This is a genomic window from Paenibacillus alkalitolerans, from assembly GCF_016482785.1.
In the GTDB taxonomy this organism is placed as follows: domain Bacteria; phylum Bacillota; class Bacilli; order Paenibacillales; family YIM-B00363; genus Paenibacillus_AE; species Paenibacillus_AE alkalitolerans.
In genome coordinates, this window is sequence record NZ_JAEMXM010000001.1 from 248942 (window position 1) to 262708 (window position 13767).

The following is a 13767-nucleotide window of genomic DNA, read 5'->3' on the forward strand; positions in this document are numbered from 1 at the left end:
GTCCCTATATCATTAACGGATAACGAATAGTAAAGTTACAATTCGAGACATAAACGGCTATCAAATCGCTATCGGTGGAGGTGTTGTTAATAAACAACTTATTTCGAGTTAAAAGGACATATGCCAGATAAAGGGAGATGAATGTTTTGAACAAGCCATTAGCAAAAATGCCTTCCGGCACGCTATTTGTCAAAGATCTGCAGGAATCGATCAAGTGGTACAATAAGGCGTTTGGATTTCAGGTTGTATCCATCAATCCAAACTTTTCCACAATGGAGTATGCACCCGGACGATGCCTGTTTTTTAACAAGGATGAGAAATCATCACGAAAGTTAGTCTTCTTTTGTAAAAATATCGAAGCGTTAAGAAGGCAACTAGTATATGCAAATGTAGAAATGGCGGTCGATGAAGAGTCTCTAATAAAAATAATAGATTTAAACGGTAACATAATCGAAGTTTGGAATAATAAATACGAGATGAATCGCTTTCAAGCTTCCATGCCGGACTTTTTTGTAAATGTTCTGATTCGGTGCAGATTAGAATCCAGAGGCGACATGCATCTATTAGCACGTTCTATTAAAGATGATATTGAATTTGAAGAAGTGTCGGAAGAACTACAGGCTTGGTGCCAACAACATAATATTCCTGTTATGGGTGAACCGTTTATTACCTCTCAATATTCAGGGCAAGTTAGGGATGAGCCTTATGTTCATACAAAACCATCAGGCCAAATCGATAAAGTGTATGCCTGCATTCCCTTAAAAAATATCCCTAGAAACGATCTGCCTGCAGATTCAGAATACATTTATATTCCTCCTCAAGATTATACGGTATTTCCAATAGACTATACATACATTGACACGCTGCGAAATAACGAATTAAGACGCAGGTCACACTTTATGAACCCATTCTTCAGAAGGCCTGAAGGCTCCTTTTACATTCATGAGGTTTATAAGGATGATTTTATCTATGCCTATATCCCTTATGAATGGTGCGAGGGAAAGCGCGGACATAACGCCCATGAGAGCGCTCCATTGGGCCAGGGAGCAGTTCCTAGACAATATCTTGACATGCTATTCAGCACGTTATACGCAAGTGATCCGCTTGCAACAGCAAATTGGTTCGGGAAAGTTCTAGGCAGCCAAATGGTAGAGGAATCACCAACGGGTATTGTTATGCAAATTTCTCATGGAGCTTACTTAATGATTAGCACGAATGAGGATTCTCCAAGAGGATTGAGCCTGATTAGTGATCACACTGAAGAACTAAAAAAGCAACTGGCAGAGATAAATATCGAGCTTACTGCTCAAGACCAGAATAACTGGTTTGCATTTAAAGGTCCGGATAATAATGCGATAGATGTTTGGCGTGGTGGATTTGGTATGGAGAGAATTTCAATTTTTATTGTCTGACCTGGGTGAGGAAAACCCGGAACCGTACCGCCCGAAATAAGCCGATTTATACCCACGCAAATTGCGTGTTTATAATTCCTTTTAATCGAGTAAAATCTTTTTTCCTCCTGGATGTAATCGCTTCCAAACGTTGGACGCCTCATGTAATATGTAGGGAAACGGCATGGTTCCGCATAGGGGGGCAGTTATGTCTAAGTATTGGATGCGACTCCTTCTTTTCGGTTTTTTTCTGGGCGTCATTCCGGTTGTGGCGGTCGGGTGGTTCTCCTATTCTATTGCATCCCGGGACATCGAAACGAAAGTGATTGAAGGCAACTCCCAAATTTTGCAACAGACACAGATGCGGATCGAGCAAGTCATGAAGTCGGTAGAGCTCGCTTCGATCCAATTCGCGTCGTCGTCGTCGGTAAAACGGAACGCCGGCGCCCGATTGAGCGTAACCGATTACGATCAAATCAGTGTGTTATCGAAAGGATTGTCCCATTTGCAGACGCTGACCGGCGTCAAAGAAGCGTGGCTGATTCATTTGGATAACGACTGGATTCTCAATTTCCGCTATTTTCGGCTGTTCCGCGATTTGCCGGAGCGCGAGACGTTTCTCGACTACGGAAATCATCCGAAAGCGCTGTTTTGGACCCGCGCGGGCGAGGGGAACCGTTCCGTCATCCGCATGGTCTTAAAAATACCGTCCGTACCCGGGGTTCCTCCGAAGCAGATCATGGCGGTCGACATCCGGTCGCGCGATATTCGGGATCAGTTGACATCAAGCGCGGAGCTCGGAAGTCAATTTATTATAACTTCCGCCGGAGAAGACTTGTTCGGCGGGGACGAATCGCCGCCCTATGCGGGGCTCCGGAAGGAAGTTGCGGACCGCGTCCGGGATTCCGCGCGGCAGACCGGCTTCTTCTATGCGGAGGCCGAGCGTAACAAGTGGGTCGTCATTTACCGCGTTTCAACATATACAGATTGGATCTACGCTTCGGTCGTCCCATTCGAAGCCGTTACCCTCGAATCGAAACGGATCGCGGCGCTTACTTGGGCGGTTTGCCTGTCGGTCGCAGCAGTAACAGCGGCCATTGCCTACATCGGAAGTCGAAAAATTTATGTTCCGGTCAGGCGGTTGTTCGAGTTCGCGAGAGGCATGGACGCGCCTCAGCATCCGCTGCCGTACGACGAATTGTCGCTGATCGAGACGCGGCTGCGGTATTTGTCGGACAACGGCAAGCGGCTGGAACGACAGCTCCGGGGACAGTTCGGACAGTTAAAGCAGTTTTTCGTATTGAAGCTGTTCATGGGGCAGGCGCACGAAACCGATTCCGACCACCGCGCCGGTTTGTACGGCTTTCCGGGCGGATGGAGTCGCCTTGCCGTCATGACGGTCGCAATCGACGCCCGGGAAGGTGAAACGATCCGCGAACGGGATCGTGAATTGCTGCTTTACGCTGTCGGCAATATGGTGGAGGAATTGCTGCCGCCGCATACGCGCTTCAGTCCGATCGTGCTGGAGCAGTCGCAAGTGACGATCATCGCTGCGGATTCGGACAATGCGGAGCGGGTCAGGCGGATGCTGCAGGAAACGGCCGAGACGGTCCGCTCGAAGGTTTACGAATATTTGAAGCTGCGTGTCAGTATCGGCATAAGCAAACCTTACGAGCGGCTGCGCGATACGGCCAAAGCGTACGACGAAACGCTCGAGGCGTTAAAGAGCCGGTACCGGCTCGGCTGCGACGTCATCGTGCATGCCGAAGACGCGGAGCCGCAGCAAGAAATCGGAGCGGCGGACGTGTTTCAGTTGAGGCGGCTGGAGGAACAGATGATTCACGCCGTAAAGATGGGGGATCCAGGGAGAGCGGATGCGCTCCTTGAAGAATATATAAGCTCGATCGCTAGCAAGGAATCGTGTTCCCGCGAATATCCGGCGCTTATGGTGCAGTTTATCGCCAAAGTGTATCAGCTTGTTCAGGAACAAGGCGGATCGATCCGCTTCGCGCTCGGAGAGCGGGCAGACATCGAACATTTTATGAAGCTCGGTTCGTTCGAAGACATCGCTTCCTGGTTCCGCAACGACCTGTTTGCTCCGTTGTTCGCTTACTTGGAGCGAAGGATGGAGTCGAGGTATACCGACATCGCCGGTCAAATGCTGCGGTTGATTCATGAGCGGTATGACGATGATTTGTCGCTCGAGGTATGCGCGTCCGCGTTGAATTTTCACCCGGTCTACTTAAGCCGCGTGTTCAAGAAGGAAGTCGGCGTCGGCTTCAGCGAATATTTGACCGAGTACCGGATCGAGATGGCAAAACGATGGCTCGAGGATACGACGCACAAAATTTCCGATATCGCGGGAAAGCTGCGTTACGCCAACACGAGCGCGTTCATTCGCACCTTCCGCCGCTCGGTCGGCGTGACGCCGGGACAATACAGGGAACGGCAACAAAGCGTGGAACTGAATATGCATCCGGATGCTTGAAGCATCCGGTTTTTTTTTTGGCCTGGTTGTTTTCTGCACACGCCAGGTTAATTGCTGCACATCGGGCCGGCCGGTCCACAAGAAGTTAAGAGGAGATTATGGCGAAACATTACGGTCTCTCCGATAATAAGATGCAAACCAATAACATAACTGGGAGGGGAGTTATGCTGCCGCCATGGTTTCGCATTCGCATTAACGCAATTGCCTCCGCGCCCGCTCTGAGCCGGAGAGACGGTTGGCTGAAGGACATCGCGCGGGACCGCTGGCTGTATTTAATGCTTTTGCCGGGCGTCTTGTATTTTATGGCGTTTAAGTATTTGCCCATGTATGGCGTCGTGATCGCTTTTATGGATTACAAACCGTATTTGGGATTTGCCGAAAGTCCGTGGGTCGGGTGGAAGCATTTCGAACGGTTTTTCGGAGAGCCGCAATTTTGGCAGTTGTTTCGGAATACCGCGGTGCTTGCGCTTTATAATCTGATCTTCTTCTTTCCGCTGCCGATTATGCTCGCGCTCTTGCTCAACGAGCTGCGCCGCGAGCGGTTCAAACGGTTCGTGCAGACGTGCGTCTACGTTCCGCATTTTGTTTCCTGGGTCGTGGTCGTCGGGATATTTTATTTGCTGTTCACGACCGAAGGGGGCGTAATCAATGAATTGATTTTCCTGCTGACGGGCGAACGGATCGCCTTCTTGCTGGAGCCCGAATGGTTTCGGACGATGATCGTTTCTCAGCAAATTTGGAAAGAAGCCGGATGGGGGACGATCATTTTCCTCGCAGCGCTGGCCGGGGTCGATCTGCAATTGTACGAGGCCGCCCGCATCGACGGAGCGAATCGGTGGCACTTGCTGTGGCACATTACGCTGCCCGCCATCCGCAGCACTATTGTCATTTTGCTCATTCTCCGGTTGGGCAACTTTCTCGACAGCGGCTTCGAACAAATTTTCTTGATGCTTACCTCGACGAACCGGGAAGTCGGCGAAGTGTTCGATACCTACGTCTATATGCGGGGGTTGACGCAAGCGCAGTACAGCTACAGTACGGCGGTCGGATTGTTCAAATCAGTCGTCGGTCTCGCGCTGGTGGTAGGCGCCAACTGGCTCGCGCGCCGTTCCGGCGAAGAAGGCGTGTATTGAACGGCGAGATCGACTCTCGGAAAGGAGACATGAAGCATGGTCAAAGACAAATCGTTCGGCAGCCGGCTGTTCGACTTCGTCAACGCTTCTGTGCTGCTGGTCGCAGCAATCGTCACGGTGCTCCCGTTTTTTTATGTGATTGCCGTATCGTTTACCGATCCGGCCGTAGTGGCCAAGGGCGGCATCATTTTGTTCCCGACAAAGTTTTCGCTTGCGGCCTATGAATACATTTTTTCTACTAATACGTTAGTGCGAAGTCTGGGCATCACCGTATACATTACGGTCGTCGGCACGCTGATCAATCTTTTGTTCACGTCGTTAATGGCGTACCCGCTCGCCAAGACGCATTTGCGCGGCCGCCGTACGGTTCTGTTGGCGGTGTTATTTACGATGCTGTTCGGCGGCGGCATGATCCCGACATATTTCGTGGTCAAAGCGTTCGGGTTGACGAATACGCTGTGGTCGCTGATGATACCGAACGCGATCAGCGCGTTTAATTTGATCGTGCTGAAAAATTTCTTCCAGCAAATTCCCGACGGGTTGGAGGATTCCGCCAAAATCGACGGCGCGAACGACTTGGGCGTGCTGTTTAGAATCGTTCTGCCGCTGTCGCTGCCCGCCATGGCGACGTTCGCGCTCTTTTACGCAGTAGGTCATTGGAACACATTTTTCAGCGCCATTCTGTACTTGAACGACAACCGGATGTGGCCGATTCAGGTGCTGCTGCGCGAAGTCGTCATTATGGCCCAAAGCCGCATCGGGGATGCCGGCTTCGAGGAGACGCAAATCCAGCCGCTAACGATCCGAATGGCGGTCATCGTGTTTGCGACCGTTCCGATCTTGCTCGTATATCCGTTCTTGCAGAAGCATTTTGCGAAGGGCGTCCTGCTCGGATCGGTGAAGGAATAAACGGCATCCGTGCTCCCTGTTGCGTACGGACCGTTCAATTACACAGATAGAAGGAAAAAGGAGGCATTCACTATGAGGTTGGATTCGTTTCGCAGGAAAGCATTAATGGCTGCCTGCTTCGCAGCATTGACCGCTGTTGTTGTAACCGGCTGCGGAGGCAGCGAAGGCGCGAACGCGCCAGCGGAGGAAGGAGGATCTTCCAAAAAGCCGTTCCGCATTACGATCGCGACGTCGCAAGTGAACGAAATTCCGCCGAACGACAACGAAGTGGAGCTGGCGATCGAGGAGTACACGAATACGGAGCTTGATATGCAGTGGATTCCGAGCTCAGCGTACATCGAGAAAGTCAATGTCATGATCGCGTCGGACGAAATGCCGATGATGCTGCGCGTGAAATACGAGCCGCAAATCATCAGCGCGATTCAATCCGGACTGTTTTGGGAAGTCGGTCCTTATTTGAAGGATTATCCGAATTTGTCCGCACAGCACGAGCAGTATTACGAAAATATTAAAGTGGACGGCAAAATCTACGGGGTGCCGCTATTTCGCGACATCGGGCGCTCAGCGTTCATTTACCGCAAGGATTGGTTCGACCGGCTCGGTTTGAAGCAGCCGACGACGGCCGATGATTGGTATGACGTCTTGAAAGCGCTTGCTCTAAACGATCCGGACCAAAACGGGAAGAAGGATACATACGGCATGATCTTGGACAAAAACGTTAGCGGAGGGACCGCGGCGACGTTGACCCGGATCGCTGTCAGCCTCGGCGCGCCGAATATGTGGGATGTGGATGCGGATGGAAAATTCACACCGATATTTATGCATCCGGCACATTTCGAAACCGTCGAAATATTCCGGAAGCTGTACGAAGAGCAGGCCGTCAACCAGGATTTTGCGGCGCTCGACGGTTCCGAAGCGGAGAAGATGTACGACGCGGGGCGGGGCGGCGTCCGGATCGCCGTCACCGGCAACGCGAAGAGCATGCATGAACGGCTGGTGAAGACGATCCCGGACGGCGTCTTCGATCTGGAGCCGCTGCGCGGACCGAACGGCATCCGTCTTCCAGGGCAGGAGGGCAACAACGGATTTTACGTGTTTCCGAAATCGACGGTCAAGTCGGAAGAAGAGCTGAAGAGCATCCTGAGCTTTGTCGACAAAATGCTAGACGAACCGATGAGCGTTCTGCAGCTGCGCGGCATCGAGGGAAAACATTTCGTTCGAATTGGTGACGGGAAGACGGAATTCAGCGACTTCGACGCGTTCCAACGGGAGGTCAAGCCGTATCGCGACATGCTGTTCAACTTTGAAGGATACAACGTTCCTCCGCTCAAAGACACGCCGCAAGGGGAGAAGGGCTTGAAGGTCGCTCAAGAGAATCTTAATTACGTGGTGCCTAACCCGGCTCTGACATTGTCGTCGAAGACGTATTCGGAAAGGGGAGCGGAATTGGACCAAATCATCAACGACGCCGTTATTAAGTATATTATGGGGAAAATCGACCGTAGCGGCTACGACGCCGAAATCGAACGATGGAGAAGCTCGGGCGGCGGCGACATGATTAAAGAATACGAGGAGGCCTACTCCAAAACAAGGCAATAATTTCGTTCCGCTAGTTTTTTATTTTCGGGAGGGATGTCGAAATCGGGCAGGAATGAATAGGAATGAGTTGAAATAGTTAAATTAGAGGTTCCTAATCAACTTTGTCTCCAGATGTCGTTGAGTCCAGATTTGTTGAAAGTCGTGGCGAAGACGGAAATTATATGTGACGCGAGACGAATATTAGAGAAATTGAAATAACAAAGAACGAGAGCATATTGATCCAGCACCAGGAGGCTGCCGCGGAAATGACCGGCAGTCTTATTCCACTATTGGACCAGATGCTTAAATGATTTATGGAAATAAAAAGGGGTAATTATAAGGAGATGATTGCTATGATGAAGTGGATAAATGACTTATTTAATAAGAAAGTGGTTATAGTTCATATAACATCTGATCCAGGCGAATCTTTTAAATCGCAACAAAAGCTTCAAAAGGCGGGTATTAAATTTACGCAGGAAATCGAAAACCAAGGTTCGACTACTTCACAAGCTTACTTTGGAGGAAATGTTCAGCCCATTATGAAATTAAGAGTATCCGCTGTTGATGAGTATAAGGCAAGAGAAGCGTTAAAAACATAAGATGAATAAGATTGAGCTGACGGACACCGATATTTGAAATATGTCCCTGCAGGAAACGGGTCGCGAAGCTTAAGATTCTGTGGTTAAATCTACAGACCGGTGACGGAATACCCTGGGGATCTGCTATACTTGATGGGACAACAATTCATGAAGCGATCGAGCTTAGAGACGTGAGGTAAGGGAATGGAAAAAATATTTTTCATCGAGCTTGGCATGGGAACGGATTTGCATGGACAGAATGTGACGAAAGCAGCGGTGCGAGCTGTTCAAAACGCGATTCATCACAACTCGATGCCTGGGCTGCGGTCGGTCCTGCCGGAAAACAGCTTGCACCGGATGAAGGTGAACGTCAGGCTAGCAGTGCCGTGCGATAAAGACAAGCTTGACCATGAAGCGGTTAAAGCGGTTCTTCCCTACGGTGAAGTGACGGTCGAAGTGGTCGATGGCGGGATGGTCACTCCAAGCGGCGTTGTGCTGCCCGATAAGGGCGACGAGAACGACCTGATCTACGTTGTCATCGCATCCGTCGAAGTCGGATATTAACGAAGCAAATTAGAAGGATTTTTACAACCGCAAATTACTACCGAGGAAGGAACGACTATCAATATACGTCCAGATATACTTATACATAAAGGAATGATAACGGTAACCCCCTTTACATGTCCGGGTCGTATGCTCATGCACACGAATAAGTCCACCATGGCGCTGTAATAGAAGGTTCTCCTTACACATTGATACTACCGTTTGTATACTGTGATATTTCTGATTAAAAACGATTTTATAAATAGGCTGCCATAAGGCAGCCAAAAATGTATTAGGCTCCCGCCTTCTCGTGCATGACCGGTACCTTGCGACGTCTGGGCAGCCCAATCCCTGCAAGCGCTCCTGCCAGCGATAAAGCACTGGAGATGATGATCGCCGGAACGAATCCACTGTTGAAGGATAAGGTGGAGGTATAATTTCCATTCGCGGCGAAAACCGAGGCGAGGATAGAGATGCCGAATACACCGCCGAGTTGACCCAGCATATTGAAGGCGCCAGATGCTTTCCCGATCTCGCTTGGTGCGACCGAACCGATAACAGAACTCATGGATGTGGGCTGCACCATTGCTAATCCGCATCCGCTGATGATCAGCGGGGCAACGAATTCAATGTAGGGGGTACCGGGCTCTGCGAGCAGCCCAATCCAAATCATCCCGAGTGCATGCATGAGAAGTCCGCCGATAATGAGTGGACGCTCGCCAATCCGGTTGACCGAATTGCCCGCGACCGGTGCAACAATAAATACGGCTGCAGTCCAAGGCAGCATTCGCAGCCCCGCGTCCAGAGGCCCGAATCCTTGTGCGATTTGCAAAAACTGTGCGATGAAGAATAAGGCGCCGTACAAGGAAGCGTTACGCAAAAAGATAGCCGAGTTTCCTATGGAGAACGCGCGGGAGCGAAAAAAGCGCATCGGCAGCATCGGATTCCGGGAGCGTAGCCCCCAGATGACAAATAAAATGCTCAACAGAATACCGACTGCCAAGGTTGATATCACTTCCAGGCTGGACCAGCCGACGCTGTTGCTGCGAATAAGCCCCCACACCAACCCGAGCGCACCGCCTGTCGCGAACGTGAGTCCGAGAAAGTCAAGGGCGGTGTTCGGTCCGAAGCTCTCTCCGATTTGACTCCATATTAGTACAAACATGAGCAGTCCAATCGGGACATTGAGCCAGAAGATCCATTGCCATGCAAGACCCTCGGAGATGGCGCCGCCGACAACGGGACCCGCAAGGGTAGCCAGCCCCGTGTTCTCAGCTCGCTTCACCCGACTTGTGGGTGAGCACCCCATCAAGTATCTCACCCGTTGGCGCATGCACAAGGCGACCCGCTTGCTCAAGAACGACGTCGAGATGGAAAAGATCGCCGAGCTTCTCGGCTATGAGTCAGAAGTGGCCTTTCGCAAAGCCTTCAAGCGAGAAGTTGGCATTCCCCCGGCCAAGTATCGCAAAATGAGCGCTAGCTTGCAATCCTAATAGTCATTCTTTTATTTTTCTTAGTCACCGCTTTCTTAGACGATGAATGGCGGTACAGCCTCCGGCTGCACGCAAAAAACCGGTCCCTCGCTTTTCGGCGAGGTACCGGTTTTTTGCACTTGTATCAAGGTTTTACTTATGCTTTCTCAAGTTGCAGGTCAATCAGATGAGCTGCAATCGTTTTGAGTTGACCCGCCGGGCCAGTAGTGCCGAAGATTGGGGCGGAAGTCAACGCTCCATTAATAACCAACAGGAGTTGATCGGCTAATTGTTCGGGATCGCGCGCACCCGCTTGGCGGCTGAGTTGAGTTAATCGGCTTAATACCTTTCGCTCATGTTCGACAACGCAACGGTGGGCAGGATGATCGGTTTCATTGATTTCAGCCAGTGCGTTCATGAAGGCGCAGCCACGAAAGTCCGGCTCCGTCAACCGCTGTGTGCAGGCTTCGACCCACGCCAACAACTGTGCTTTTGGGGATCCTTCATGCGGTGCGATCACCTGGTCGAACCATTGCCAATGGAGTCGTTCCTCTTTCTCCAGATAGGCGGCAATTAAATCATCTTTAGTTTGGAAATGCCGATAGAGCGTCGCCTTACCTACACCGGATTTCGCAACAATCGTATCGATGCCTATCGCACGTATCCCTTCCAAATAAAACAATTCGGCTGCCACATCCAGAAGACGCTGGCGTGCGGATGAGTGTCTTTCTGTCATTATAACCCGCCTTTCGCTCAGTGAGCAAGCCATTCTACTTGAACAGAACAGTTCTGTTTTAATATATCACGATTGCTCTCTTTCAGCAATTAAAGGGAGGCTAATGAAATCTCTTGACATGATACAGAACAGTATTGTAACATTGCTTTTGTGGAACAGAACAGTTCTGTTCCGAAATCAAGCTCATTGATACACCAAAACCATTTTCTAGGAGGGCAAGATGGAAACCAATCGTACATCAACCCGGACACAATTCGTACGCCGTGCGTCGGAGATTGTCCCCATTCAGCAGACCAACTCAAACTGGAATGAGAAGCATCGGCGTTTGCATGACGAGACAAGACATTTCGACAAAGAAGGGATGCATGGTTATGAACCATATCCACCAATTTAAGGAGCTGCATCATTCTGAGGAAATATTATTGCTGGGAAACGCCTGGGACCCGTTGTCCGCACTCGCACTTGAAAAAGCCGGATTCAGGGCAATCGGCACGACGAGTGGGGGGATTGCAAAATCGTTGGGCTATAACGATGGGGAACAGATTGATTTTGATGTACACTTAGGAATCATTAAGTCGATCGTAAACTCTGTGAAAATCCCGGTATCGGCAGACATCGAGTCGGGTTACAGTGATAATGCAGATGCAATTATCGATAATGTGCTGCGAACGGCGGATTTGGGGGTTGCCGGCATCAATATTGAAGATTCCCCCAAAAATCAATCGGAGCTGAGAGAACTGGTCAAGCATTGTGACCTTTTGTCCAGAATGAGAACGGCGTTAGAGAACAATGGCTATCATGAATTTTATATCAACGCCAGAGTAGATACTTTATTCAAGAAGCAAGGTTTGACTGAAACGATCGACAGAGCCAAAGCCTATGTAGAAAGTGGAGCAAGCGGGGTCTTCATTCCACTTTTGAGAGAAGATGACGAGATCAGGGCCGTAGCGGAACAAGTGTCGGCGCCTTTGAATGTAGCCTCATTACCTGGGCTCACCAATGGTCATAAACTGAAAGAGCTTGGCGTAAAACGTTTTAGTTTGGCAGCTGCTTTATTTATTAAGATGCAAGCATTTTTAGAAACAAGTGCATCTCAAGTTTTTGAGAATCAAGATACCTCACTACTATATGTGCGTTAACAAACGGCGTTCGGGTTTTGCCGCCTTGCAAGGAGTATGTGCCTTTTTAGGCTTACGCTCACTAACGGTTTTCAAGGTGGTCGATTCGAACGCATGTTTATATTTCCTGTGATTGCAATTTGCAAGTACGCGCTTTATACTCAGGGGTGTTAGTCAACAAATAGCGAGAGGAGATAACTTGCATGTATCAAAATTTCAGCATTTCTTTTACGGTAGACCAAAGTCCCATCTGAAAGCAAAGATACATTTGATCTTGCGCAACCGGAGGAAAAAAATGAAAAATGGACTGGTATATGTGTTCGCCATAGGTGGATTTTTACTTGGAACCGCTGAATCCATCGTGGCCGGCATTATCGAAATGATGTCAAGCGATCTTCAAGTATCTGTCTCTTCGGTAGGGCAGTTTGTTACGTCTTTCGCTTTAGGTTTTGGTATAGGCAGCCCCATTCTAATCGCACTTACTGCAAAGTATGATCGTAAGAAAGTATTATTGACGTCATTGGTCTTGTTTGCGGCAGGAAATGCACTTACCTTTTTCGTTTCGAGCTTTGAACTGATCCTGCTGTTCCGCCTCTTGGCCGGAACCGGCGGCGGGGCTTATATCGCAGTTGCCTTAGCCGTTGCTACGAAATTGGTCTCCGAAGATAAAAGAGGAAGTGCAATCGGCATCATTGCGACAGGGGTTACTTCCGCACTTGTAATCGGCGTCCCTTTGGGTACTTTATTGAGCCAAGCCGTGGGATGGCGTTACTTGTTTATCATTATTGGGATACTCAGCCTCATCCTTTCGTTCATCATCTCTCGATACATGCCGGTAATCAATGATAAACAAAAAATTCCATTATCGGAACAAATCAAAATACTGAAAGACAAAGCCGTTATCGCATGCGTTCTGGTATCCTTGTTTATCGTTCTTGATTATGCGACGTTGTTGACTTACCTCACTCCATTCATACAATCGTTTCATCGATTAACAACAGAGGCCATCAGCATGATTCTGTTGGCGGCCGGCATAGCCTCGATGATCGGATCAAGATTGGGAGGTTACCTTACGGATAAATGGGGGAGCAAATCTACGATCTATACGGGTCTTCTTTTACAGGCGGCCATACTTCTTTTATCGTCTATGTTAGGAACAACTATGATTGGGATGATTTCGGTCATTCTGATTTGGATCGGCTCCTTGTGGATTATTACTCCTTCCCTTCAATTTTATCTGGTCACGCTATCGCCAAAAGCGCCGGATATAGCTCAAAGCGTAAATTTGTCATTTTTTCAATTCGGTTTGGCGCTTGGGCCTCTCTTAGGAGGAGTTATCATCAACTCATCATCTGCGTCGAATCTGGGTTGGACTGCGGGGATAGTGGCACTGATCGCGATGGGATTCGCCATCTTTTCTTTCGCTTTTAGCAGCAAGAGAAAGAATGTCGCCGCGGCATAAATATGTCTAGGGTTATACAAATGAATGAACAAAAAAGCATCCCCATGATTATCAGGGGATGCTTTAATCATTCCTATGAGGGGTGATTTTGTTGTGCGCGGCAGGATATAGAGAGGCCAAATGATGTCTCGAGAATATTGCTCGATCACTATGCTAATTGAAAACAAGGGAAATTTAGGAAGGAATATGGACGGGTTATGGAGAAGTTATAATTGTCAGCGCTTACAATTTGACGCAGGTATTTGGAAATGAAAGATTTAAGGATATTTGATTAAGGAGGTGACATGTGGGCAGCATGTCGGTTTTTGTTTTTAAAACTGAAAATGTTTGCAAAACCTATTAATCCATATGGAGGTGCT

12 protein-coding genes are annotated in these 13767 nt (G+C 49.2%); 10 read left to right on the forward strand and 2 right to left on the reverse strand.

What is annotated here, in order from left to right; genetic code table 11:
* The first annotated feature begins 146 nt into the window (after positions 1–146).
* The 7 genes from JET16_RS01140 to JET16_RS01170 all read left to right on the forward strand — a co-directional run bounded on the left by JET16_RS01140 (position 147) and on the right by JET16_RS01170 (position 8641).
* Positions 147–1412, forward strand: coding sequence for a VOC family protein (locus JET16_RS01140; RefSeq protein WP_199613766.1), 1266 nt, complete (start codon positions 147–149; stop codon positions 1410–1412).
* Between the two features lie 187 nt (positions 1413–1599).
* A complete protein-coding gene (locus JET16_RS01145; RefSeq protein ID WP_199613768.1) occupies positions 1600–3879 on the forward strand; it encodes a helix-turn-helix domain-containing protein in 2280 nt (759 codons plus the stop codon).
* Between the two features lie 164 nt (positions 3880–4043).
* Positions 4044–5012, forward strand: a complete 969-nt coding sequence (locus JET16_RS01150) for an ABC transporter permease (RefSeq protein ID WP_199613770.1) — start codon at positions 4044–4046, stop codon at positions 5010–5012.
* Between the two features lie 36 nt (positions 5013–5048).
* On the forward strand, positions 5049–5921 hold the full coding sequence (locus JET16_RS01155) for a carbohydrate ABC transporter permease (protein ID WP_199613772.1): 873 nt from the start codon (positions 5049–5051) through the stop codon (positions 5919–5921).
* A 72-nt stretch (positions 5922–5993) separates the two neighbouring features.
* Positions 5994–7520, forward strand: a complete 1527-nt coding sequence (locus tag JET16_RS01160; RefSeq protein ID WP_199613774.1) for an extracellular solute-binding protein — start codon at positions 5994–5996, stop codon at positions 7518–7520.
* A 332-nt stretch (positions 7521–7852) separates the two neighbouring features.
* Positions 7853–8098 (forward strand): hypothetical protein, encoded by a 246-nt coding sequence (locus tag JET16_RS01165; protein ID WP_199613776.1) that lies wholly within the window; start codon positions 7853–7855, stop codon positions 8096–8098.
* A gap of 183 nt (positions 8099–8281) precedes the next feature.
* On the forward strand, positions 8282–8641 hold the full coding sequence (locus JET16_RS01170; RefSeq protein ID WP_199613778.1) for a Lin0512 family protein: 360 nt from the start codon (positions 8282–8284) through the stop codon (positions 8639–8641).
* A 271-nt stretch (positions 8642–8912) separates the two neighbouring features.
* On the opposite strand, the gene JET16_RS01175 is transcribed toward JET16_RS01170, so the two are convergent.
* A complete protein-coding gene (locus tag JET16_RS01175) occupies positions 8913–9929 on the reverse strand; it encodes an MFS transporter (RefSeq protein WP_233530922.1) in 1017 nt (338 codons plus the stop codon).
* Between JET16_RS01175 and JET16_RS01180 the strand changes: the two genes are divergently transcribed.
* Positions 9844–10113 (forward strand): helix-turn-helix domain-containing protein, encoded by a 270-nt coding sequence (locus JET16_RS01180; RefSeq protein WP_233530923.1) that lies wholly within the window; start codon positions 9844–9846, stop codon positions 10111–10113. The two genes, JET16_RS01175 and JET16_RS01180, sit on opposite strands and share 86 nt — an antisense overlap.
* Before the next feature lie 136 nt (positions 10114–10249).
* Here JET16_RS01180 and JET16_RS01185 read toward each other — a convergent pair whose 3' ends face one another.
* Positions 10250–10828 (reverse strand): TetR/AcrR family transcriptional regulator, encoded by a 579-nt coding sequence (locus JET16_RS01185; protein WP_199613783.1) that lies wholly within the window; start codon positions 10826–10828, stop codon positions 10250–10252.
* A gap of 371 nt (positions 10829–11199) precedes the next feature.
* Here JET16_RS01185 and JET16_RS01190 point away from each other — a divergent pair, with 371 nt between their 5' ends.
* Positions 11200–11967: an isocitrate lyase/PEP mutase family protein gene (locus JET16_RS01190; protein ID WP_199613784.1), complete on the forward strand. Its 768-nt coding sequence runs from the start codon at positions 11200–11202 to the stop codon at positions 11965–11967.
* A gap of 274 nt (positions 11968–12241) precedes the next feature.
* Entirely contained in the window at positions 12242–13408 is a 1167-nt protein-coding gene (locus JET16_RS01195; RefSeq protein ID WP_199613785.1) for an MFS transporter, read from the forward strand.
* Positions 13409–13767 lie beyond the last annotated feature (359 nt).

Coding starts and splice junctions, on each gene's coding strand:
- JET16_RS01155 (WP_199613772.1), top strand. CDS start 5,049: ATGGTCAAAGACAAATCGTTCGGCAGCCGGCTGTTCGACTTCGTCAAC.
- JET16_RS01190 (WP_199613784.1), top strand. CDS start 11,200: ATGAACCATATCCACCAATTTAAGGAGCTGCATCATTCTGAGGAAATA.
- JET16_RS01185 (WP_199613783.1), bottom strand. CDS start 10,828: ATGACAGAAAGACACTCATCCGCACGCCAGCGTCTTCTGGATGTGGCA.
- JET16_RS01170 (WP_199613778.1), top strand. CDS start 8,282: ATGGAAAAAATATTTTTCATCGAGCTTGGCATGGGAACGGATTTGCAT.
- JET16_RS01165 (WP_199613776.1), top strand. CDS start 7,853: ATGATGAAGTGGATAAATGACTTATTTAATAAGAAAGTGGTTATAGTT.
- JET16_RS01160 (WP_199613774.1), top strand. CDS start 5,994: ATGAGGTTGGATTCGTTTCGCAGGAAAGCATTAATGGCTGCCTGCTTC.
- JET16_RS01175 (WP_233530922.1), bottom strand. CDS start 9,929: ATGGGGTGCTCACCCACAAGTCGGGTGAAGCGAGCTGAGAACACGGGG.
- JET16_RS01150 (WP_199613770.1), top strand. CDS start 4,044: ATGCTGCCGCCATGGTTTCGCATTCGCATTAACGCAATTGCCTCCGCG.
- JET16_RS01180 (WP_233530923.1), top strand. CDS start 9,844: ATGGCGCCGCCGACAACGGGACCCGCAAGGGTAGCCAGCCCCGTGTTC.
- JET16_RS01145 (WP_199613768.1), top strand. CDS start 1,600: ATGTCTAAGTATTGGATGCGACTCCTTCTTTTCGGTTTTTTTCTGGGC.
- JET16_RS01195 (WP_199613785.1), top strand. CDS start 12,242: ATGAAAAATGGACTGGTATATGTGTTCGCCATAGGTGGATTTTTACTT.